The organism is Labrys sp. KB_33_2, assembly GCF_052114505.1.
GTDB lineage: Bacteria > Pseudomonadota > Alphaproteobacteria > Rhizobiales > Labraceae > Labrys.
Genome location: NZ_JBFREW010000034.1, coordinates 1 through 19,447 on the forward strand (window position 1 = coordinate 1; position 19,447 = coordinate 19,447).

The following is a 19,447-nucleotide window of genomic DNA, read 5'->3' on the forward strand; positions in this document are numbered from 1 at the left end:
GGATTGTCGCGGCACGAATCCAGGATCACGATCTTCACCTTCGGGGCCGCGCTGTCGACCAGTTCCAGAAGCTTGTCCAAGGACAGGGTCTGGGTATCCAGATCGAGCTCGTCCGAGATCTTGGCCGAGACCGGGACGAGGTAATTGCGACCCTTCACCTGCACGCCATGGCCCGAATAGAACACCACCACGCTGTCGGCATGGTCAGCATCGCGCAGGAACGCCCTGAGCCCGTCATTCATCGCAGCCAGGTCGCCGTCCTTGACCAGGGTCACCGCATAGCCGATCCGCCCCAGCGCCGCCGCCATGTCATTGGCGTCATTGGCCGGGTTCACCAGCGGCGTCACCGAGCGATAGGCACTGTTGCCGATCACCAAGGCCGCCTTCTGGGCCGCACCGGCCGGCAGCGTGCCTGCCAGAACGAGTGCAGCAAGAAAGAACAGGCGTATCAGGGCCATGATGAGGTCTCTGGGGGTCAGGATCGACGGGCGCGACATTATCTCCGCCAGCGGGCGCAAATCAAACGTGACAGCGCCATCCGAACGTCTCAAAGATGGAAGCCGACAGGTTTTTCTATAGGGAAGCACCAAGCTGCTCCCCTTTTTCGACAGTCAGGTGCGTTGTGATCGAATATGTCCGCCGAATCCTCGATGCCCGCGTCTATGACGTCGCCCAGAGAACGCCGCTGGACCCCATGGTGCGGCTCAGCCAGCGCCTGAACGCCGAAGTCCTGCTCAAGCGCGAGGATCTGCAGCCGATCTTCTCCTTCAAGATCCGAGGCGCCTATAACCGCATCGCCCGGCTCTCGCCCGAAGCCAAGGCGGCCGGCGTCATCTGCGCTTCGGCCGGCAACCACGCCCAGGGCGTCGCGCTCTCGGCAACCAAGCTCGGCATCGCCTCTACCATCGTCATGCCGATCACCACGCCGCGCATCAAGGTCGACGCCGTGCGCTATTGGGGCGGCAAGGTCGTGCTCAAGGGCGACGTCTTCGACGAGGCCTATGCCCATGCCCGCGAACTCGAGCGCGAACAGGGCCTCACTTTCGTCCATCCCTATGACGATGGCGACGTCATCGCCGGCCAGGGCACCGTGGCCGTCGAGATCCTTCACCAGCATCCCGCCCCGATCGAAGCGATCTTCGTGCCGATCGGGGGCGGCGGGCTGGCGGCCGGCATCGCTTCCTATGTCAAGTTCCTTCGTCCGGAAACGAAGGTTATCGGCGTCGAGCCGGTCGACGCCGCCTCGATGCAGGCGGCTATCGCGGCCGGCGAACGGGTGGTGCTGGACCGGGTCGGTCTGTTCGCCGACGGTGTCGCCGTGCGCCAGGCAGGCGAAGAAACCTTCCGGATCTGCCGCGAGCTGCTGGACGATGTCCTGGTCGCCGACACCGATGCCATGTGCGCCGCGATCAAGGACATCTTCGAGGATATGCGGGTGCTGTCCGAACCGGCCGGCGCCCTGTCGCTGGCAGGCCTGAAGGCCTATGCGCAGGCTAATCCGGAGAGGTCCGGCGCGCTCATCGCCGTCAACAGCGGCGCCAACCTCAATTTTGACCGCCTGCGCCATGTCGCCGAACGGGCGGAGGTGGGCGAGGCCCGCGAGATCCTGCTCGCGGTGACCATCCCCGAGGAGACCGGCAGCTATCGCCGCTTCATCGAGGTGCTGGGCAGCCGCATCGTCACCGAATTCAACTATCGCTACGCCGGCGGCAGCCAGGCCCATGTCTTCGTCGGCCTGAAGCTGGCGGATGCCAAGCGCCAGAAGAGCGAGATCATCGGCCAGCTCGAGCGGCTCGGCTATGGTGTCGTCGACATCAGCGCCGACGAGACCGCCAAGCTGCATGTGCGCTATATGGTCGGCGGACGCGCACCGGGCCTGACGGATGAATTGGTGCTGCGCTTCGAATTCCCCGAGCGGCCGGGTGCTCTGCTCCGGTTTCTCGACGGTGTCGGCTTCGACTGGAACATCACCCTGTTCCACTACCGCAACCACGGTGCGGATTACGGCCGGGTGTTGGTTGGAATCCAGGTTCCAGAGGCCGATCGGCCACGCCTTTTCGAGCGTCTGGGAGAGCTCGGCTACCCCTATGAAGACGAGAGCGCCAACGACGCCTACCGCCTCTTCCTGCACGGCTGAAAACGGCACTCGGAGACTGTCGACAACCTTAAGAAAAAATAAAGCAATAACAGGAAGTTAAGGCGTTCACAGCCGGCTATCGAGGGGTATGCTTTTCTCCCATATCAGGGTTGCAGAAAGGCATACCATTCCGTGCATTTTGACACTGCTTCAACACCGAAAAGTCGTAAAGGTCTTACAAGTAGAGACGGTGCGTTAACCGCGCCGATTTACGATGAAAGTGGTGTTGGAGTTGGTACGATGCGTTTGGCGGGATTGTTTGCAGCCAAGGATGGATTTGAAGAAGGCGACATAGCCGGTGTGACGATCGACGTCGTCACCGGTCTGCTTGCCGGTCTCGCCCTCATCATCGGTGTCTGGCTGCTCGGCAGCGCGTTGAACGCCGATGCCGCTCACGTCGCTTCGGCGCTGGCGCGCTGAGGACGACAACGCCGAACCACCGCTTTTGGCATCGCACGATGGTGACGGCCCCTGCAGGACCATCACCAATCGAACGGCGTGCCGAACGAAATAAAGCAATCCAGACTTGTCTCACAACAGATCTGGACGCTTCACGGTGCACGTGTCGATTTGAGCGGCCGCCTGTCTCGGCAGCGAAGACTATTTGCTCATCGAATTCTTGATCATGCCGACGATGACCTGCAGGATCGCGCCGCCGGCGCCGCCGCCGATGACATTGGTGACGATCGAGCCGATGTCAAAATTCCCCGACTGCATGGAGGCGGCGACAGACGGCCAGACAGCGGTGATGATTTGACCCAGCACACCGCCGCCGACCAGACCAGCAATGATGTTGCCGATATTGCCCATGTCGAATTGCGGCAGAGCCTTGCCGGAACCGGCGCCGCCAAGCGCGCCCGCTACCAGGTTGATAAGAATCTGTTCCATTGTCGACTTCCGCTTTCAGTGGCGGTTGGTTGCTGAAAAGATGACCGCCTGCGACAATTTGTACAGATTCTGGTTTCGTTTCAATTAATCCGTGAATCGAACTGCGCTTCGGAGCGCCTTACACAAAGTAAAATCTGTGTATTTCGTGTTTGCAACGTCACCCGGTCTCAATGGAAGGCTCGCTGCATTGATCCGCGGGGTTCTATCCACCCTGAAGTGGCTTGAAGTCACGCCGCCAAATCGCGCCGGTGATATAGCGCAGAACAGGATTGCCCTCTTTGGCATCGGGCGTAGCCAACAGCGATATCAGGGCCACGCAGGCTTCCTTTCCCTGGTGGATCGTCACCGAGGGTTCCATGCTGGTCCGTTGAGCGCCCGTCTGTCCGTCCCTGTCGGCGGCATTCTTCCACTTGTCGGCGAAGGCCCTTGCCCCCTCCGTGGCGGTACCGCAATCGCCATAGGGCAGTGCGATCACCACGCCATTGCTCGCCGGCTCCTTTGTCTCGACATCGGCGATGATCCCCCCGAGGGACGCAGGCGTGGGGGCCTTTTTCGCCCGCTCTGCCATCTTGTCCGCCAGTACTTTCTTGTCCGCGGTGGGTGACGTTGCCATCAGGTCCATCACATCGTCCCCTTGCATCCAAATCGCCGGGGTGAGAACGATTGCTTGCAGGATCGAGCCCTGGGCAGCCACCTTCTCGATACCGTCAAGGGCCGACTCGATCGGCGCCAGGCCGGCGAGGCTGGTCTTGGCCGAAACAGCACCAGCATCGGCCACCGCCCCGGGGTCGGGAGACTGCGCTACGCCATCGGCGAAGGGCACCAGCATCGAGGCCCGGCCCAGCGGGCCGAGGAAGGGATTGGTGGCGCTGCGTTTGGTGAAATCGAGCTTCATCGGCTCGCCATTGCGCCATACCCCATTGGCCTGTCTGAAACCGCGCTTGCCGAGCCCTTCCACGAAAGGATCGAGCACGCCGGCATCGGTAAAGCTCCAGAGGACGACCGCCCTCGGCGGCGTGCCATATTCGGTGAAGCTAGCAATCTCGTCGCGCTTCAAGCCCGTATTGTCTTTCCAGGATGCCTCGTCGCTGGAAAAGAAGGCCTTCGCCGTATCGCTGTCGCCTAAGCCCACCCGTCGCCTCATCGCGGAGACATCCCCCGCATACAGCGCGCGCAATTCCGACAAGCCGACAAAGCTGGCGGCAATGCCGTTGCGATCCATTGCAACCTTGGCAGGAACACGAGACAGCGCGCGCCGCAGCTCCGAATCGGCCGAGGCCGCTCCCGCGACACCGCATAGCAAGGTCGCCGCCGTTATGGCGCCCGCGAGCTTTCTCAATCCGTTCGGCATGAAAATCTCTCCTGTCCATCGCAACGGCGGCAATGGCACGCCGGGCGGGCTAAGTCTGTCGCCAGGGGAACTGCATCAGGACTTCTTCGTCGCCCAGCGTGCGGCGGCAGCATCGTCTTCATTCTTGGCGGCGACCCAGCCGGTACCGGAGGCTCGTTCTTCCTTCTTCCAGAAGGGCGCCCGCGTCTTGAGATAGTCCATCAGGAAGGAAGCGGCCTCGAAGGCGGCCTGGCGGTGCATCGAGGCCGTCACCACCAGGACGATGTTGTCGCCAGGCACCAGCCGGCCATGACGATGGATGATGGTGACGCCCTGCAACGGCCAGCGTTCGCGGGCCTCTGTCTCGATGCGCTCGAGCTCGGCCTGGGCCATCTCGGGATAATGGTCCAGCGTCATGGCGCTGATGCGATCGTCTTCCGGTCCGGCCCGGCAGATTCCGATGAAATTGACCACGGCGCCGATATCCGTGCGTCCCCGCGTGAGCGCGGCGACCTCGGCCGCGACGTCGAAATCCTCACGCTGCAGACGAACGCTCACTCTTCCCGCTCCCGACGGCCCAAAGCGTTTTCCAGAAAAGTTGATAGACTTTTCGATTAAGAAAACGCGTTAAAACAAAGAGTTAGACTAAAATAGCGATTCGAAGAAAAGTCATTTTGGTCTAACCACCCGTCATGGGCGGAAAGAAGGCGACTTCCCCCGCCCCGGCGAGCGGAGCCGCCGGCTTGACATGGCGCCGGTCGATTGCCGCCCGCACGATCTTGCGGTTCTCGAAGGCATGGGCATGGGCCTCGCTGCGCTCGGACAGAAACTGCATCAGATCCTCGACCGTCTTGACCTCGGCCGGCAAGTCGACTTCCTCTTCCGGCACGCCGATGCGTTCGCGCAGCCAGGCGAAATAGATCAGCTTCATCGCGCGTCCTCCAGCCTCATTACGCATCTTCGAGGAGATGCTGCACGCCGCTGCGGAAATAATCATACCCCGTATAGAGCGTGACCACAGCCGAAACCCAAAGCAGCACCAGGCCGATGATCGTGCAGCCGGGCAGAACCGCATCGCCGGCAGGACCAGCCAGCAGGAAGCCGATCGCCAGGAGCTGGACCGTGGTCTTCCATTTGGCGAGCCGCGTCACGGGCACGGAAACGCGCAATTCGGCTAGGAATTCCCTGAGGCCCGAAACCAGAATCTCACGGCACAGAATGACGATTGCAGCCCATACGGACAGGTTGCCGGTGCTCACGGTCCCCGTCGCCGCCAGCATGAGCAGGCAGGCGGACACCAAGAGTTTGTCGGCGATCGGATCGAGCATGCGCCCAAGCGAGGATTGCTGCCCCCAGGCCCTGGCGAGATAGCCATCGAAATAGTCCGTCACCGCCGCCAGGGCGAAGGCTCCGAAGGCAACCCAGCGCACCCAGATCACCTCCGGCCAGAACAGGCAGGCCACCACCACCGGCACCGCCGCAATCCGGCCATAGGTGAGGATATTCGGCAGGGAGAGCGGTGATGTTCGCTTGGTGGGCACAGGTGCTGTCATGGCTTGAAGGAACATGGCGCGGGCCGCGCCGTCAACCGGGATTAAGGGATGAGGCGAAAGTTCAGGAGGCCTTCTCGTGAAAGAAGTCATAGACTTTGCGGGCGGTCGCCTGATCGATGCCTGGACAGCCTTCGAGATCGGCCATCGAGGCGCGTTCGATCGCCTTGAGAGTGCCGAAATGCCGCAGCAATGCGCGTTTGCGCTGTGGGCCGATGCCACCGATTTCCTGCAGGCCCCCCTCCTTCATGGATTTGGAGCGTTTCTGGCGATGGGCGCCGATGGCGAAGCGGTGGGCTTCGTCACGCAGACGCTGCACGAAATAGAGCACGGGATCGCGTGGGGCGAGCTTGAAGGGCGACTTGCCTTCAACGATGAAGGTCTCACGGCCGGCATCGCGATCGACCCCCTTGGCGACACCGACCAGCGCGACATCCTCGACGCCAAGATCGGCGAAGACCTCGCGGGCGACCTGCATCTGTCCGGCACCGCCGTCGATCAGGACGAGATCCGGCCAGGATGGCATCGCTACATCGTCCGGTTCCGTCCCCTCTTTCGGCTCCGCAATGTCGTCTTTAGGCGCCTCCTTGATCAGGCGGGAAAAGCGCCGTTGCAGCACTTCGCGCATCATGCCGTAGTCGTCGCCCGGTGTGATCTCCGTCGATTTGATATTGAACTTGCGATAATGCGTCTTGGCAAAGCCCTCGCGCCCCGCCACGACCATGCCGCCGACGGCGTTGGTACCCATGATGTGAGAGTTGTCATAGACCTCGATGCGGCGTGGCGCCTCCTCGAGGCTAAAGGCTTCGGCAACGCCTTCCAGCAGCTTGAGCTGCGAGGAGGATTCGGCCAGACGCCGCCCGAGGGCCTCCCGGGCATTTGTAAGGGCGTGCTCGACGAGGTCGCGTTTCTCACCCCTCTTGGGCGTCGCGATCTCGATGCGATGGCCGGCACGCAGGGAAAGCGCCTGCTGGAGGATCTCGCCGCCCTCGACCTCATGCGAGAGCAAGACGAGCCTGGGGGCGGGCTTATCGTCATAGAACTGGCCGAGGAAGGCATCGAGCACTTCGGCCTCGCTCAACGTGCGGTCGGCCTTGGGGAAATAGGCGCGATTGCCCCAGTTCTGGCCGGTGCGGAAGAAGAACACCTCGATGCAGAACTGGCCGGCCTGCTCGTGCACGGCAAAGACGTCCGCCTCCTCGATCGAGCGCGGATTGATGCCCTGGGTCGACTGAATGGCCGAAAGCGCCGCGAGCCTGTCGCGATAGCGGGCGGCTCGCTCGAACTCCAAGGTCTCGGCGGCCTGTTCCATCTCATGGGCCATCGCCTCCTTGATGGCCTTGGACTTGCCGGTCAGGAAGGCGCGCGCCTCGCCCACCAGGCCGGCATAGTCCTCGATCGAGACCTCGCCGGTGCAAGGCGCGGAGCAGCGCTTGATCTGGTGCAGCAGGCAAGGGCGCGTACGGGTCGAGAACACCGAATCCGTGCAGGAGCGAATGAGAAAGGCGCGCTCCAGCGCATTCATGGTGCGGTTGACGGCCAGAACGCTGGCGAAGGGGCCGAAATAATCGCCCTTGCGCGTGCGCGCGCCGCGATGCTTGGTCAGTTGCGGCGCCGGATGGTCGCCCGTCAGCAGGATATAGGGAAAGGACTTGTCGTCGCGCAGCAGCACGTTGAAGCGCGGCTTCAGGCTCTTGATCAGATTGATCTCGAGCAGCAGGGCTTCGGTTTCCGTCTGGGTCGTGACGAATTCCATCGCCGCCGTCTCGGCGATCATGCGGGCGATGCGAGCGGTCGGCGCGATGCCGCGGGCGTAGCTCGCCACCCGCTTCTTGAGCGAATGCGCCTTGCCGACATAGAGCACCGTGCCCTCCGCATCGATCATGCGATAGACGCCCGGGGCATTGGGCAGCGTCTTCCAGAAGGCATGGATGACCGCGGTCCCCGCCCGCAGCGAGGACGGCACGGCTTTTTCGTCGAAGGCAAAGTCGACGGAGGAGGAGGCTTCCTCGGTTTCGGCAAGATCGGGCGAGTCGGTCATGGCTGATAAATAGGACGCGGGAGGCACGCTGACGAGAGGGCACGCAGATCACTGATGAAATTGCCCCCAATCCCTGGCGTGCTCGGGCCGTCCCGCCCGGATTACTCAGCCCATGCCAGATGCTGGCCGCCGTCGACGGCGATCATCTGGCCGCTGACGCTGCGGGCCCGGGCGAGGTAGAGCACGGCCTCCACGATATCCTCCACGGCACTGCCGTGGCCGAGTGGCGTGCCGGCCGCCTCGGCGGCGAATTCCTCGGGTGTCTGAGAGGCGGCCTGCATGGTCGGGCCGGGACCGATGCCATTGACGCGGATATGCGGTGCCAAGGCCTGGGCCAGGGTCTGCGTGGCGACATGCAGCACGGATTTGCTGAGATAATAGGAAACATAATCAGGCCGGGGATGCAGCACGCGCTGGTCGATCAGGTTGACGATGGACGGGTCATAAGCGTGCGGATCGACCTGAGCCGCAAAAGCCTGGGCGAGAAAGATCGGGGCCTGGGCGTTGACGGCGAATTGCCGGTTCCAGATCTGTGCCTGGAGGCTGCCGACGCTGTCCGGTTCGAACATCGAGGCCGAATTCACCAACAGGTCGAGGGTGCCGATGCCAGCGCGCGCCTGCTCGACGATCGCGCTCACCTTGTCTCCCGCGGTCAGATCACCGACGACGATGCAGGTCCTGCGGCCCATGGCCGCTATTTGGGCCGCCACCCCCTCCGCTTCCGCGCGCGAGCGATTGCAATGGAGCGCGACATGATATCCGCCCTGCGCCAGACCAAGCGCGATGCTCCGACCGATACGCTTGGCAGCGCCCGTCACCAAAGCGCATTGCGCCCTAGGGCAAAGCGCGTTCATGACTGAACGCTCGTTTGGTCTAGCTCATTGGTTCGACGCGTCTTTGCGATTCTTGCCGATCCCGGCAAATCGAAAAACGCTTGTACTTTTTCCACCATTTTCTCCATTCCGTCGGTCGGCCTGTCTTCATACTGCGTTTACGATGCGGGCAGATTGCTGCCCAGCGTTAACGTCGAACAACCTCTGGGCATTGTTCAAGTGACGGGCTGGCCCGTGCTGGCACCGGAGCAAAATGCGTTCACGGCGGAACGCTTTTTTGCTCTGGCTCTTTAGTTTGACGCGTGTTTGCGATTCGTGGTGTCTCCATCAAGTCGCAAAACGCTTTGGCACCGGAACAGGCAACTCTGGGACACGATGCTGAAGGTCACTTTCCTCACTTGCGCGATCCTGGCCTGGCAGCCCCTCACCGGAGTGGCGCAGGCCGGCGAAACCGTGCCCGGGGCGCCCTCCGCACTTTCGCTGGTGTGGACCGGTCGCTTCATTGCCGTGACCAAGGCACCGGTGCTGGCGGGTGTCATCCCGCAGGCTGCCGTCAAGCCAGCGCGCCCGACGGCTGGACAAGACGACATCGACATCGTCGGCTCCATCCCGATCGATTCCCTGGGCGAGAACAGCAAGAACCGTCCGCCCCTGCGCAGCAATGCGCGCCCGACGAGCCTGTGCCTCCTGCCCGGCCTCACCTCGGGCCGAGGCGATGATCTGGCCTGCGGCGGCGTGCAATATAATCGTTGGTCAGCCCGGGCAACGGCGTTCAACTATGATTTGGGTTCGGTTCACTCCGATTTTGCCAATGCACCCGCGCCTTATGCCGCTGGCTGGAAATGACAAACCATCCGAGCCGCGCTAGAATTCACAATATCAATTTCTTGTTAACCATAATAATCATAGAATTACGTTAAGGCAATTTACAGAACATACATCATGGTTAACAAATTATTTCAAATATAATTGAAATCGTTGCCATAATATTGCCTTGTTAAATCTACTTAATAAACCCATCAGGCAACCTTCTCTTAATAGTCTTCACGTAACACGGTCGCATGATTGTTCGATGGGTTGGGGATACCGGCGTCATCGCGTGTATGAGTTCCAGGAGTTCACGATGAAAAAGCTTCTTCTCGCCACAGCAGCGACGCTGATCACCGGGTCCGCCTTTGCGGCCGACATTCCGCAGTATCAGGAGCCCGCGCCGGCCTATCAGGCTCCGGCTTCCAACGTGACTTGGACGGGCTTCTATGCCGGTATCAATCTCGGCTACGGCTTTTCCGGTGACTTCGACGCCAATCGCGGCGTCCGCCTGAACGAGGCCAGCGGCTTCACCGGCGGTGTCCAGGCCGGCTACAACATGCAGTACGATCCGATCGTGGTCGGTCTCGAAGGTTCGCTGAACTATGCGGACATCACCGACAAATATGATGGCCATAAGGGTACCTACGGCTTCAACGGCTCGATCACGCCCCGCCTCGGCTATGCCATGGGCGACTTCCTGCCTTACATCAAGGCCGGTCTCGCCTTCGGCGATGTCGAGATCAACCGCTTTGGTGCCAAGGATTCGCAGTGGCAGGTCGGCTGGACCGCCGGCTTCGGTGCTGAATATCGCGTAACCCCGGAGGTTTCGGTCCGGGCTGAGTACAACTATACCAGTTATGGCAAGGATGACTTCGACATCCGCAGCGGTATCGTCAAGGCCGGTTATGGCGGCAGCGACATCAAGCTGGGCGTGAACTATCACTTCTGATCCGTTCGGAAGACAGCGCTCCGAAGAGGCCCGGCACAGCGCCGGGCCTTTTTCGTTCGGGCGCCGCTATCCAGCTTTGGCCAGGGATGTCCGGCCTTCCCAGATCATGCTGCCCACCACAGCCAGGAGAACCACGCCACCGCCAGCCAAGGCCGCCATTCCCGGCGCTTCTCCGAAAGCAAGCCAGACCCAGAGGGGAGCAAGCGGCGTTTCCAGCGCGCCGATCAGCGCCGTCTGTGCAGCTGGAATGAATTTCGCACCTATGGTGAAGCAGACCAGGGCGAGCCCCATATTGCTCACGCCAAAGGCCACCAGCATGGCAACCTGCTGGCCATCGGCAGGCCAGCTCGACATCAGGGGCGCGCTGATCAGCGACGGCACCAGCGCCGACAGGCAGGCGGCCGGCACCAATGGTACGTCGGGAAAGCGCCGCCGCATCACCACGAAAGCGGCAACCAGCACCGTCATCGCAAGCGCCAGGGCATCGCCGATCAGGCTCCCCTGCCCGCCACCGCCAACCACGGTCATCGCCACGCCGGCAACGGCCAACAGGCTGGCGACCAGCACGGCGGCGGAAACCCGCTCGCGCATCACCAGCCAGGCCAACCCGGCCGCCGCAAATGGCACCGTGGCATAGATGATCGAAACATGAGCCACGCTGGTAAGCCGCAGCGACGCGACGAAGCAGGCCATGCCCAGGCTCGACAGCAGGCAGAAGCCCAGCCCGATCCATCCCATCGCCCTGAAGCTGCGCCAGGTATTACGCCCCTCGAGAGCCAGGATGAAGGCCAGGCTGGTGGCTGCGCCGAACAGGCCCCGCCAGAACAGCAAGGCAGCGATGTCGAGCGGCACCGCCCGAGTGAAATAGCCGGCCGTACTCCACAGGATGGCGGAGGCCGTCACCAGCACCACGCCGAAATGGCGCGGGGAGAATGCGGCCGGCATGCTTTCCTCGATGGACATCGCAATCTCCGATATGGCTGGATACCGATTGACAGATGCACAATGAAGCAGAACCTTGCTGACATGAATCTGTCAGCAGTCTCTGCGGAGACCGCGATTAACGGCTTGTCTCCCATGCGCCGCACCACACGCCTGTTCGAGATCATCCAGCTCCTGCGCGTTGCCAAGAAGCCGGTGACGGCCGAGGCGATCGCCGCGCAGCTCGAAGTCGCAAAGCGCACCATCTATCGCGATATCGCGTCGCTTCAGGCCCTGTCGGTGCCCATCTATGGCGAAGCCGGCATCGGCTATGTCATGCGCTCGGGCTATGACCTGCCGCCGCTGATGCTATCGATCGAGGAAGTCGAAGCCCTGGTGGTTGCCCTTGGCCTGCTGGAACGCACCGACGACCGCGCGCTCAAGACGGCGGCGGGCTCGATCCGAGCCAAAATCGCCAGCGTCCTGCCGATTGCCAATCGCGAGCCCATCGACAAGACTCGTCTCTTCGTGCCGCAATGGATCCATCCCGAGCCGGTCAGCGTCGATCTTTCCGCCATTCGCCTGGCCATTCGCGACGAACGCAAATTGTTGCTGCATTATGCCGACGCCCAGGGGCGGGAAAGCCGACGCATCATTCGCCCGATCGCCATGGTCTATTATGTCGAGGTGATGCATGTCGTCGCCTGGTGCGAATTACGTCGGGACTTCCGCAGCTTCCGGGCCGACCGCATCCGCCGTTGCGAGGTCACGCAGGAACGCTTCGAAGGCGAAAGCGCGGCCTTGCGCGCGGCCTGGGAAGCACGCCAGCGTGAAGAGGCGCCGCAGCGCTAGCGCCCCAAGCTTTCAGACGAACCGCAACGACATGACCGGGCGGAGGCGACAACCACCGCTCAAGGCCAACGGCCTTATGCCATGAGGCATTGACAATGACTCATGGTTCCGCCTCGCGATTTTCGCCAAATCTTTGATTTGGTGTCGAAAATCGCGAGGTGCTCAAATCTCGGATGCATCAGCATCTTCGAGGCCTGATATTATTCCGGGCGTGTCAGACCGAAGGCCGGGATTTCCGCCTCGAAGGCGGCCAGCCAGGCCTGCAGCTTGGGAAAATGCTGCCGCCAGGTTCCGGCGAAGCGCAAATCGAGATAGCCGAGCGCGCAGGCCAGCGCGATGCTTCCCGCATCCAGCGCCGGATCGAAGGCCCCTGCCCGCGCCTCGAACGCAGCCAGGCCGCGCGCAACCTTGCCGGCCTGGATGTCGAGCCATTTGGCGCTGCGCTGGTCTTCGGGACGGATCCTCGCCTCATAGACCTGGAGCAATGAGGCATCCATGATGCCGTCCGCCAAGGCCTGACGCGTCAGCACCTCATAGCGCCCCGCCCCATGCGGCACGATGCGCCCACCCCCTGCGAGGTGGTCGAGATAATCGAGAATGACCCGGCTGTCGTAGAGAATGGTCCCGTCTTCCAGGATCAGTACCGGGATCTTGCCGAGCGGATTCTGCCCGCGCAGGCTGTCCTGCGGGTCATTGGTATCCGCAGGAACCACGGTGATGCTGTCGAGCAAGCCGAGATAGTGCGCGGCAATCTTGACTTTCCGCCCAAAGGGCGACGGGGGCGAGGAGCGCAATTGCATGGCGGAGCCGAGATCCAGTGCTGGAATCATGAGCGCTCCTGCGAGCGCTCGTCCATCCATTACCGCATTTCAGCCGCTAGTGCGGAAATAGCAGTCAGGCCTTCACCAGATTAACGGCCTTCGGTCCCTTGCCCTTCTTGTCGGGTTCGACATCGAAGGAGATCTTCTGGCCTTCCGACAATGTACCCAGACCGGAACTTTCGACTGCGGTGATGTGAACAAAGATGTCGCGTCCACCATCGTCAGGCGTTATGAAGCCATAGCCTTTTTGGGTGTTGAAGAACTTGACGGTGCCGCTCTGCGCCATCTTACGCTCCCAGTCCCGATCTGGCCGGATGACCAGATCCATTCCACACCAGTGCGAAATGAGTTTCATCCAAAGGACGTTTGTACGCAAGAGGCGATATGAACCCCACGGGCGATCGACCCTTGCCGCGCCGCACAAAATTTATCGATACTGGAAATCCATATGAGCGAAGACATCCCCTATAATCGCGCCGCGCCATTGCCGGGTGTCCTCGAGGAATTGTCGCCGGGTGTCCGCCGTATCGTGGCTCCCAATGGCGGAGCCTTCACCTTCACCGGCACCTGTTCCTATATCGTCGGACGCGGCAAGGTTGCCATCATCGATCCCGGCCCGGACGATCCCGGCCATGTCGCTGCCCTGCTGTCGGCGGTGCGCGGCGAGGAAGTGGTGGCGATTGCCGTCACGCACACCCACCGCGACCACTCGCCGGCCGTGCCGGCACTGGTATCGGCCACCGGCGCACCCACTCATGGCGCCGGCCCGCATCGCAGCGCCCGGCCCCTGCATGAAGGCGAGGTCAATCTGCTCGACGCCGCCGGCGACCTCGCCTTCCATCCCGACGTGGTTCTGGCCGAGGGCGATCGGTTCGGGCCGCCGGACTGGCCGTTGACGGCGGTGGCGACCCCCGGTCACTGCGCCAACCATCTCGCATTTTCGCTGGAGGCGGACAAGGTGCTGTTGTCGGGCGACCATGTCATGGCCTGGTCCACCAGCATCGTCGCCCCGCCCGATGGCTCGATGGGCGACTACATGGCCTCGCTGGAGAAGCTCATCGGCAGGCCGGAGGCACGCTACTTTCCCGGTCATGGCGGGCCGGTCGAGCAGCCCCAGCGTTTCGTGCGCGCCATGATCCAGCACCGCCGCATGCGTGAGGCCTCGATCCTCCAGGCCCTGGGAGACGGCCCCACGCCGATCACGCCATTGACCGCCAGGGTCTATGCGGGACTGCCGGCCGGGCTACAGGGAGCGGCGGCCCTCAACCTGTTCGCCCATCTCGAAGACCTGGTCCAGCGCGGCAAGGTCGTCACCGAAGGGGCTCCTTCCATGGCGGGCCATTACTGGCTGGCCTGATCCGGCGTCAGAGCTCGATCGCGCAATTCGGCCATGAAACTCTGCACATGCTTGGCGTTGGCACCGAAATCGTAGGAGCCGTAGCGAGCCGCCGAGCGCATGTCGATGCGCGTCTTGCCGCCCTCGCCCCGGATGCGCAGGGCGATGTCATCGGTGGTACCCAGAAGCGTGGATGAGGCGATCGCCTCGATGCGATCGCTAAAGCGCCTTTGCATGGCGGCCGATCCTGTGGGCGCGCCTCCGGCCGTGTCGGAGTCCGCGGAATCGCCATCCTCGCGGATGCCGTCCGGCAAGCGAATGCGCGCAGCCATCTCGCCAAAGCGCAGATCGCCCACGATCTGCCAGCGCCTGTCCCGCATCAGGCGAAGCGCAATTTTGCGGATATCATCCGGCGGGACATCGAGGAGAATCGATTGGATCTGCGGCAAGGCTTTGCGCTGATAGGCTGCAAGCCCCACCGCGTAGGTGGTCGAATTGGCATCGCCAGCGCGCGTGCGGGCGGCATGGGCCAAAGGCGGCGGATCGTCGGGATCGGTGCTGACATCGACGATGTCAGGCACGCTGAGAGCGAGACTGGCGGCAATCGCCGCAGGGCCCAGCAGCAGGATGGCGAGCAGGAAAGCGCTGAAGGCCCGGCCGAAGCCCCGCTCGCCCTTGCGCCAGATCACCTGGAAGGCGATCACGGCGCAGAGCAAGGCGGCGCAGGCCGCCAGCAGTCCCGCGCACAAGGCGGCAAAACCAGCCTTGAGTGGGGCGAGATGAAAGCGCATCAGAACCAGCGAAATCAGCACGACCTCGAAGGCAAAGACCGCCAAACTCTGCGCGACACGGGCCCAGCCGATCGGCGGAGGCGCCGGACGCCGCAGCATCAGGGCGCACTCGCCAGCGACTGCAGGAGATCGGGCAGGTCCATCACGCTCTCGATGACATGATCGGCATGCGGCGCCAATTCCTCCCGCTGCGCGAAGCCGCTGAGTACGGCGATGGCTGTGCCTCCGGCTGCCTTGACGGCATGCAGGTCATGGGTGGAATCGCCGACCAGGGCGATTTCCCGAGGCGCGACCCCGAAAGCCCCGGCAAAGCCGAGCACCGGGCCCGGCTCCGGCTTGCGGCCATGGCCTGAATCATAGCCAAGTACGGCGTCGAGCCAGGGCATCAGGCCGAGCTTCTCGCAGTGGGCACGGGCGCCTGCTTCGGAGTCATTGGTGCAGATGCCCAGGAGGTAGCCCCGGCTCTTCAGGGTGGACAACAGCCAGGGCGGATCACCGATCGGCGTGACGTGTTTCAGGCCTTCTTCGATGAAGATACGGTCCATCTGCTCAAAGAAGGCCGTATCGGCGACCTCCCCGAGCACCTCGGCCCAGGCGACGCCATAATCGGCCGAAGATTCAGCCACCAGCACCGAATGCGGCAGAATGCGGTGGCTCTCCAGGTCGTAATCGTTGATCTCGACCAGCTTCGCCATCTTCTCGGGGTCGCCACCACTCAGGCGCTGCATGGCAGCATAGGCGGCGGCGCTCCAGGTGAGGTGGAAGTCGACCAGGGTCCCGTCCTTGTCGAAGAGTATCGCGCGTATCGGCATGTCGAATCCCAGTCTACAGCCCTTTCTCGCCCTCCATAAGGAATTTGGTCGGCGTGGCATACCGAATTCACGCAGGAGCCAGAAATCGGCTATGATGCATCAAACCAGTACCCGAACGTCGCATGCTCGACGCATGGGCCGAAATCGCCGCCTTCCAGAGATTTCGCAGCGCGAACATATTGCGGAATCTCGCGCCAAATCCCATGTTCCACGCACACGTGGGCTTCGTGCCACGGTGGCAGGCTGCCCATGAGGGGGCCGGCGGGAGAGATTTTGAAACATGCGTGACCCCTATAGCGTCCTTGGCGTTTCCAAGACGGCAAGCTTGGCTGAAATCAAGAAGGCCTTCCGGAAGCTCGCCAAGCAGTACCACCCCGATCAGAACAAGGATGCCAAGGCCGCGGCGAAGTTCGCCGAGGTCAACAGCGCTTATGAAATCGTCGGTGACGAGAAGAAGCGGGCCCAGTTCGACCGTGGCGAGATCGACGCCGAGGGCAAGCCGCGCTTCCAGGGCTTCGAGGCCGCGGGCGGCTCCGGTGGTGGATTTGGGCGCGATACCGGCGGCTTCGAGTTCAATTTTGGTGGCGGTCGGGGCGGTAGTAGTAGCAGCACCGGCGGAGGTTTTGCCGGCGGTTTCGACGATATTCTCAGCGAGATGTTCGGCGGACGCGCCCAGCGCGGCGGCAGTTCGCGTGGTTCGGCGCCCCGCGGCGACGACATCCAGGTCACCGGCCAGATTCCCTTCACGGTCTGGGCGCTGGGCGGCAAGACACGGGTCGAGCTCGGGCCAGGCCGCATGGTGGACGCCTCCATTCCGGCCGGCATCGCTCCTGGCAAGACCATCCGCCTCAGGGGCCAGGGCGAGCCCAGTCCGTTCGGCGGCGAACCCGGCGATGCGCTGATCACGGTGGCCGTGGCGCCACACGATACGTTCCGCGCCGATGGCAGGAACGTGCGTGTCGACGTCAACGTGACCGTCTATGAGGCAGCGCTCGGCGCCAAGGTGCGTGTACCGACGCTGGACGGCTCCGTCGATCTTACTTTGCCCGCCGGCACCACGGGGCTGCGCTCCTTCCGCCTCAAGGGCAAGGGCGTGCAGGCCAAGGACGGCCCCGGCGACCTCATCGTGCAGCCCAGGATCATCATGCCCGGCAAGATCGATCCCGAACTCGAGGCCGCTCTCGTGAAGCTGCGCGACAAGGGTTACGATATCGGGCGGTGAATCAAGGAGCGGGTCTTCAGACCCGCCATCGGGCGGTACGTGTCCATAGCGTTTTGCGATTAGACGGAATCACCTCGAAGCGCAAAGGCACGCCAGAACAAAGAGTTAGAGCAATAAGCGTTCACGCCTGAACGCGTTTTGCTATAGGCGGGTCTGAAGGCCCGCCCCTTATTTCTCGAACGGCCAGGCCAGCGGCGTGCCGACCTGCCCCCGATGACGCAGGACATGGTCAGCGAGCACGCAGGCCATCATCGCCTCTCCCACCGGTACGGCCCGGATACCGACACAGGGGTCGTGACGCCCCTTGGTGATGATATCGGTGTCGCGGCCATAGCGATCCACCGTACGGCGCTCCTGCAGGATGGAGGAGGTCGGCTTCACCGCGAAGCGCACCACCACGGGCTGGCCGGTGGAGATGCCGCCGAGAATGCCGCCGGCATGATTGGACAGGAATAGCGGCCTTCCGTCATTGCCCATGCGCATCTCGTCGGCATTCGCCTCGCCTCCGAGTTCGGCTGCGGCGAAACCGTCCCCGATCTCCACGCCCTTGACTGCATTGATGCTCATCATGGCCGCGGCAAGATCCGAATCGAGCTTGCCGTAGATCGGGGCGCCGAGGCCGGGCTGCACCCCTTCGGCCACCACCTCGATCACGGCGCCGATCGAGGAGCCCGCCTTGCGCACGCCATCGAGATAGTCCTCGAAGAAGGCGGCCGCGACCGGATCCGGGCAGAAGAACGGATTGGCATTCACCGCCTCCCAGTCCCAGCGGCTGCGATCAATCTTGTGCGGCCCCATCTGCACGAGCGCCCCCCGAACACTCACGCCCGGCAGGACCTGTCGGGCCACCGCCCCGGCCGCCACGCGGGCCGCCGTCTCGCGTGCCGAGGACCGCCCGCCGCCGCGATAGTCACGGATGCCATATTTGACGTCATAGGCATAATCCGCATGGCCGGGGCGATACTTGTCCTTGATCTCCCCATAATCCTTGGAGCGCTGATCGACATTCTCGATCATCAGGTGGATCGGGGTTCCCGTGGTCAGCAACAGCCCGCTCGCTTCGTCGGCCATCACGCCCGAAAGGATACGCACGCTATCCGGCTCGCGGCGCTGGGTGGTGAAGCGGCTCTGCCCCGGCTTGCGGCGATCCAGGAAGCCCTGGATCATTGCCTCGCTGATCGGCAGGCGCGGCGGACAGCCATCGATCACACAGCCCAGCGCCACGCCGTGACTCTCGCCATAGGTGGTGACGCGGAAGAGATGGCCGAAGCTGTTGAAGGACATGAGAACTCGCAGGGAACGGGTGATGGGCGCCTTCTACAGCATTCGTACCAAAACTCAATTTCGGCCGCTCGCCCAGCGCTAAACGTCTGCCCAGCTTTGGCTTGCCGCGGCTCCGATCGATCAGAATAGACAAGGCATTATTCGGGATCGAATTAGGATTCGATCAGGTAGCGCCGCCGAATTCTCAAACGAAGGTCAAAATTCGGCCATCTCGCGGTTCCATGTCTGAGTCGGTCTGGATATCGAAATCGCTATCAAGATCGAATATACTGGAGGAAATACCATGAACCTACGTCGTTTTGGCCTGCTTCCGGCAATTGCATTGGCACTTTCCTTAGGCGTTGGCGCAGCCTCGGCGCAGACCACTCCTCAAGCTTCACCACCGGCAACAACCGCTCCGACCGAGCAGATGGCGCCCGCCACTGCGCCGACGACCCCGAAGGCCAAGAAACCCACGCTCGATGCCAGCAAGAAGGCGGCGATTTCCAAGGCGTGCTCCGATGCCGCCGACAAGCAGGGACTGAAAGGCAAACCCCGCAAGAAATTCCGCGAAAGCTGCAAGCACAAGGGCGGTCCGGCCACCTGACCCGAATCTGCTGCCGCCACGAGCGGCCTCTGCTCGACGAGGCTAACAAGCCTCGCCGGGCCTGACGACCACAAACCGCCGAAGCCGGTATCTGCTTCGGCGGCTCTGGCCAGCCCGCTTTTTCGGGAAATATCTTAGCGCATCGGACATTTAATCGTACGCATATCCAGCGGCGTTAAGATAGTTCCAGCATTCTTTTGGGCTGAAGAGATCGCAGATATCGCCGATTGCGTTCCAGAGTTGTTCGAAAGTTCGAGCGGCAGCCGCCCTCAGATGGGCTTTGA

At 62.6% G+C, this 19,447-nt stretch carries 23 protein-coding genes and 1 pseudogene; 9 read left to right on the forward strand and 15 right to left on the reverse strand.

Features of this window, described 5'->3' with window-relative positions; all coding sequences use genetic code 11:
- A partial coding sequence (locus tag AB4037_RS33460) for a caspase family protein (protein WP_441774504.1) occupies positions 1–497 on the reverse strand: 497 nt, incomplete at its 3' end.
- Positions 498–622: 125 nt separating this feature from the next.
- On the opposite strand from AB4037_RS33460, the gene ilvA reads away from it, so the two are divergent.
- Both ilvA and AB4037_RS33470 read left to right on the forward strand, forming a co-directional pair.
- Positions 623–2,137, forward strand: coding sequence for a threonine ammonia-lyase, biosynthetic (gene ilvA, locus AB4037_RS33465; protein ID WP_441774505.1), 1,515 nt, complete (start codon positions 623–625; stop codon positions 2,135–2,137).
- A 240-nt stretch (positions 2,138–2,377) separates the two neighbouring features.
- Positions 2,378–2,557, forward strand: a complete 180-nt coding sequence (locus tag AB4037_RS33470) for a hypothetical protein (RefSeq protein ID WP_209431936.1) — start codon at positions 2,378–2,380, stop codon at positions 2,555–2,557.
- Positions 2,558–2,737: 180 nt separating this feature from the next.
- Here AB4037_RS33470 and AB4037_RS33475 read toward each other — a convergent pair whose 3' ends face one another.
- The 7 genes from AB4037_RS33475 to AB4037_RS33505 all read right to left on the reverse strand — a co-directional run bounded on the left by AB4037_RS33475 (position 2,738) and on the right by AB4037_RS33505 (position 8,800).
- Positions 2,738–3,025, reverse strand: coding sequence for a hypothetical protein (locus AB4037_RS33475; protein WP_068284544.1), 288 nt, complete (start codon positions 3,023–3,025; stop codon positions 2,738–2,740).
- A gap of 202 nt (positions 3,026–3,227) precedes the next feature.
- A complete protein-coding gene (locus AB4037_RS33480; RefSeq protein WP_441774506.1) occupies positions 3,228–4,376 on the reverse strand; it encodes a hypothetical protein in 1,149 nt (382 codons plus the stop codon).
- Positions 4,377–4,451: 75 nt separating this feature from the next.
- The gene (locus AB4037_RS33485) at positions 4,452–4,913 is read right to left on the reverse strand and encodes a molybdenum cofactor biosynthesis protein MoaE (protein WP_434955527.1); all 462 of its coding nucleotides are present in this window, start codon (positions 4,911–4,913) and stop codon (positions 4,452–4,454) included.
- Positions 4,914–5,034: 121 nt separating this feature from the next.
- Positions 5,035–5,286, reverse strand: coding sequence for a molybdopterin converting factor subunit 1 (gene moaD, locus AB4037_RS33490; RefSeq protein WP_434955526.1), 252 nt, complete (start codon positions 5,284–5,286; stop codon positions 5,035–5,037).
- A 19-nt stretch (positions 5,287–5,305) separates the two neighbouring features.
- The gene (gene pgsA, locus AB4037_RS33495) at positions 5,306–5,908 is read right to left on the reverse strand and encodes a CDP-diacylglycerol--glycerol-3-phosphate 3-phosphatidyltransferase (protein ID WP_434955525.1); all 603 of its coding nucleotides are present in this window, start codon (positions 5,906–5,908) and stop codon (positions 5,306–5,308) included.
- 61 nt (positions 5,909–5,969) lie between these two features.
- Positions 5,970–7,946 (reverse strand): excinuclease ABC subunit UvrC, encoded by a 1,977-nt coding sequence (gene uvrC / locus AB4037_RS33500; protein WP_441774507.1) that lies wholly within the window; start codon positions 7,944–7,946, stop codon positions 5,970–5,972.
- A 101-nt stretch (positions 7,947–8,047) separates the two neighbouring features.
- Positions 8,048–8,800, reverse strand: coding sequence for an SDR family oxidoreductase (locus AB4037_RS33505; RefSeq protein ID WP_441774508.1), 753 nt, complete (start codon positions 8,798–8,800; stop codon positions 8,048–8,050).
- Between the two features lie 27 nt (positions 8,801–8,827).
- Here AB4037_RS33505 and AB4037_RS33510 point away from each other — a divergent pair, with 27 nt between their 5' ends.
- The 3 genes from AB4037_RS33510 to AB4037_RS33520 all read left to right on the forward strand — a co-directional run bounded on the left by AB4037_RS33510 (position 8,828) and on the right by AB4037_RS33520 (position 10,538).
- On the forward strand, positions 8,828–9,073 hold the full coding sequence (locus tag AB4037_RS33510; RefSeq protein ID WP_434955522.1) for a hypothetical protein: 246 nt from the start codon (positions 8,828–8,830) through the stop codon (positions 9,071–9,073).
- 81 nt (positions 9,074–9,154) lie between these two features.
- Positions 9,155–9,625: a hypothetical protein gene (locus tag AB4037_RS33515; protein WP_434955521.1), complete on the forward strand. Its 471-nt coding sequence runs from the start codon at positions 9,155–9,157 to the stop codon at positions 9,623–9,625.
- Between the two features lie 277 nt (positions 9,626–9,902).
- Entirely contained in the window at positions 9,903–10,538 is a 636-nt protein-coding gene (locus AB4037_RS33520; RefSeq protein WP_434955520.1) for an outer membrane protein, read from the forward strand.
- 66 nt (positions 10,539–10,604) lie between these two features.
- Here AB4037_RS33520 and AB4037_RS33525 read toward each other — a convergent pair whose 3' ends face one another.
- Complete coding sequence (locus tag AB4037_RS33525) at positions 10,605–11,501, reverse strand: DMT family transporter (protein WP_434955519.1); 897 nt, start codon at positions 11,499–11,501, stop codon at positions 10,605–10,607.
- A 114-nt stretch (positions 11,502–11,615) separates the two neighbouring features.
- Here AB4037_RS33525 and AB4037_RS33530 point away from each other — a divergent pair, with 114 nt between their 5' ends.
- Entirely contained in the window at positions 11,616–12,311 is a 696-nt protein-coding gene (locus AB4037_RS33530) for a helix-turn-helix transcriptional regulator (protein WP_434955518.1), read from the forward strand.
- A 200-nt stretch (positions 12,312–12,511) separates the two neighbouring features.
- Here AB4037_RS33530 and AB4037_RS33535 read toward each other — a convergent pair whose 3' ends face one another.
- Together AB4037_RS33535 and AB4037_RS33540 are read right to left on the reverse strand one after the other, a co-directional pair.
- The gene (locus tag AB4037_RS33535) at positions 12,512–13,141 is read right to left on the reverse strand and encodes a glutathione S-transferase (protein ID WP_434955517.1); all 630 of its coding nucleotides are present in this window, start codon (positions 13,139–13,141) and stop codon (positions 12,512–12,514) included.
- A gap of 64 nt (positions 13,142–13,205) precedes the next feature.
- Complete coding sequence (locus tag AB4037_RS33540) at positions 13,206–13,418, reverse strand: cold-shock protein (protein ID WP_068284736.1); 213 nt, start codon at positions 13,416–13,418, stop codon at positions 13,206–13,208.
- Positions 13,419–13,580: 162 nt separating this feature from the next.
- On the opposite strand from AB4037_RS33540, the gene AB4037_RS33545 reads away from it, so the two are divergent.
- Positions 13,581–14,489, forward strand: coding sequence for an MBL fold metallo-hydrolase (locus AB4037_RS33545; RefSeq protein WP_441774509.1), 909 nt, complete (start codon positions 13,581–13,583; stop codon positions 14,487–14,489).
- Here AB4037_RS33545 and AB4037_RS33550 read toward each other — a convergent pair.
- Both AB4037_RS33550 and AB4037_RS33555 read right to left on the reverse strand, forming a co-directional pair.
- On the reverse strand, positions 14,474–15,358 hold the full coding sequence (locus tag AB4037_RS33550; protein ID WP_441774510.1) for a DUF1499 domain-containing protein: 885 nt from the start codon (positions 15,356–15,358) through the stop codon (positions 14,474–14,476). The genes AB4037_RS33545 and AB4037_RS33550 overlap by 16 nt on opposite strands.
- Positions 15,358–16,071 carry an HAD family hydrolase gene (locus AB4037_RS33555; RefSeq protein WP_441774511.1) on the reverse strand — a complete coding sequence of 238 codons (714 nt, stop codon included), beginning with the start codon at positions 16,069–16,071 and terminating at the stop codon, positions 15,358–15,360. The genes AB4037_RS33550 and AB4037_RS33555 overlap by 1 nt, the downstream gene beginning before the upstream one ends.
- Before the next feature lie 280 nt (positions 16,072–16,351).
- Here AB4037_RS33555 and AB4037_RS33560 point away from each other — a divergent pair, with 280 nt between their 5' ends.
- A complete protein-coding gene (locus tag AB4037_RS33560; protein WP_441774512.1) occupies positions 16,352–17,293 on the forward strand; it encodes a DnaJ C-terminal domain-containing protein in 942 nt (313 codons plus the stop codon).
- A gap of 168 nt (positions 17,294–17,461) precedes the next feature.
- On the opposite strand, the gene aroC is transcribed toward AB4037_RS33560, so the two are convergent.
- Positions 17,462–18,577 carry a chorismate synthase gene (gene aroC, locus AB4037_RS33565; RefSeq protein ID WP_441774513.1) on the reverse strand — a complete coding sequence of 372 codons (1,116 nt, stop codon included), beginning with the start codon at positions 18,575–18,577 and terminating at the stop codon, positions 17,462–17,464.
- Positions 18,578–18,860: 283 nt separating this feature from the next.
- On the opposite strand from aroC, the gene AB4037_RS33570 reads away from it, so the two are divergent.
- Positions 18,861–19,163 (forward strand): PsiF family protein, encoded by a 303-nt coding sequence (locus AB4037_RS33570; RefSeq protein ID WP_434955511.1) that lies wholly within the window; start codon positions 18,861–18,863, stop codon positions 19,161–19,163.
- 150 nt (positions 19,164–19,313) lie between these two features.
- Here AB4037_RS33570 and AB4037_RS33575 read toward each other — a convergent pair.
- Positions 19,314–19,447 (reverse strand): annotated as a pseudogene (locus AB4037_RS33575) (IS630 family transposase); the annotation flags it as partial.

Bases quoted from the DNA above. Each gene is read 5' to 3' on its own strand.
- AB4037_RS33470 (WP_209431936.1), top strand. From the start codon at position 2,378: ATGCGTTTGGCGGGATTGTTTGCAGCCAAGGATGGATTTGAAGAAGGC.
- AB4037_RS33475 (WP_068284544.1), bottom strand. From the start codon at position 3,025: ATGGAACAGATTCTTATCAACCTGGTAGCGGGCGCGCTTGGCGGCGCC.
- AB4037_RS33480 (WP_441774506.1), bottom strand. From the start codon at position 4,376: ATGCCGAACGGATTGAGAAAGCTCGCGGGCGCCATAACGGCGGCGACC.
- moaD (WP_434955526.1), bottom strand. From the start codon at position 5,286: ATGAAGCTGATCTATTTCGCCTGGCTGCGCGAACGCATCGGCGTGCCG.
- pgsA (WP_434955525.1), bottom strand. From the start codon at position 5,908: ATGACAGCACCTGTGCCCACCAAGCGAACATCACCGCTCTCCCTGCCG.
- uvrC (WP_441774507.1), bottom strand. From the start codon at position 7,946: ATGACCGACTCGCCCGATCTTGCCGAAACCGAGGAAGCCTCCTCCTCC.
- AB4037_RS33505 (WP_441774508.1), bottom strand. From the start codon at position 8,800: ATGAACGCGCTTTGCCCTAGGGCGCAATGCGCTTTGGTGACGGGCGCT.
- AB4037_RS33515 (WP_434955521.1), top strand. From the start codon at position 9,155: ATGCTGAAGGTCACTTTCCTCACTTGCGCGATCCTGGCCTGGCAGCCC.
- AB4037_RS33520 (WP_434955520.1), top strand. From the start codon at position 9,903: ATGAAAAAGCTTCTTCTCGCCACAGCAGCGACGCTGATCACCGGGTCC.
- AB4037_RS33525 (WP_434955519.1), bottom strand. From the start codon at position 11,501: ATGTCCATCGAGGAAAGCATGCCGGCCGCATTCTCCCCGCGCCATTTC.
- AB4037_RS33530 (WP_434955518.1), top strand. From the start codon at position 11,616: ATGCGCCGCACCACACGCCTGTTCGAGATCATCCAGCTCCTGCGCGTT.
- AB4037_RS33535 (WP_434955517.1), bottom strand. From the start codon at position 13,141: ATGATTCCAGCACTGGATCTCGGCTCCGCCATGCAATTGCGCTCCTCG.
- AB4037_RS33540 (WP_068284736.1), bottom strand. From the start codon at position 13,418: ATGGCGCAGAGCGGCACCGTCAAGTTCTTCAACACCCAAAAAGGCTAT.
- AB4037_RS33545 (WP_441774509.1), top strand. From the start codon at position 13,581: ATGAGCGAAGACATCCCCTATAATCGCGCCGCGCCATTGCCGGGTGTC.
- AB4037_RS33550 (WP_441774510.1), bottom strand. From the start codon at position 15,358: ATGCTGCGGCGTCCGGCGCCTCCGCCGATCGGCTGGGCCCGTGTCGCG.
- AB4037_RS33555 (WP_441774511.1), bottom strand. From the start codon at position 16,071: ATGCCGATACGCGCGATACTCTTCGACAAGGACGGGACCCTGGTCGAC.
- AB4037_RS33560 (WP_441774512.1), top strand. From the start codon at position 16,352: ATGCGTGACCCCTATAGCGTCCTTGGCGTTTCCAAGACGGCAAGCTTG.
- aroC (WP_441774513.1), bottom strand. From the start codon at position 18,577: ATGTCCTTCAACAGCTTCGGCCATCTCTTCCGCGTCACCACCTATGGC.
- AB4037_RS33570 (WP_434955511.1), top strand. From the start codon at position 18,861: ATGAACCTACGTCGTTTTGGCCTGCTTCCGGCAATTGCATTGGCACTT.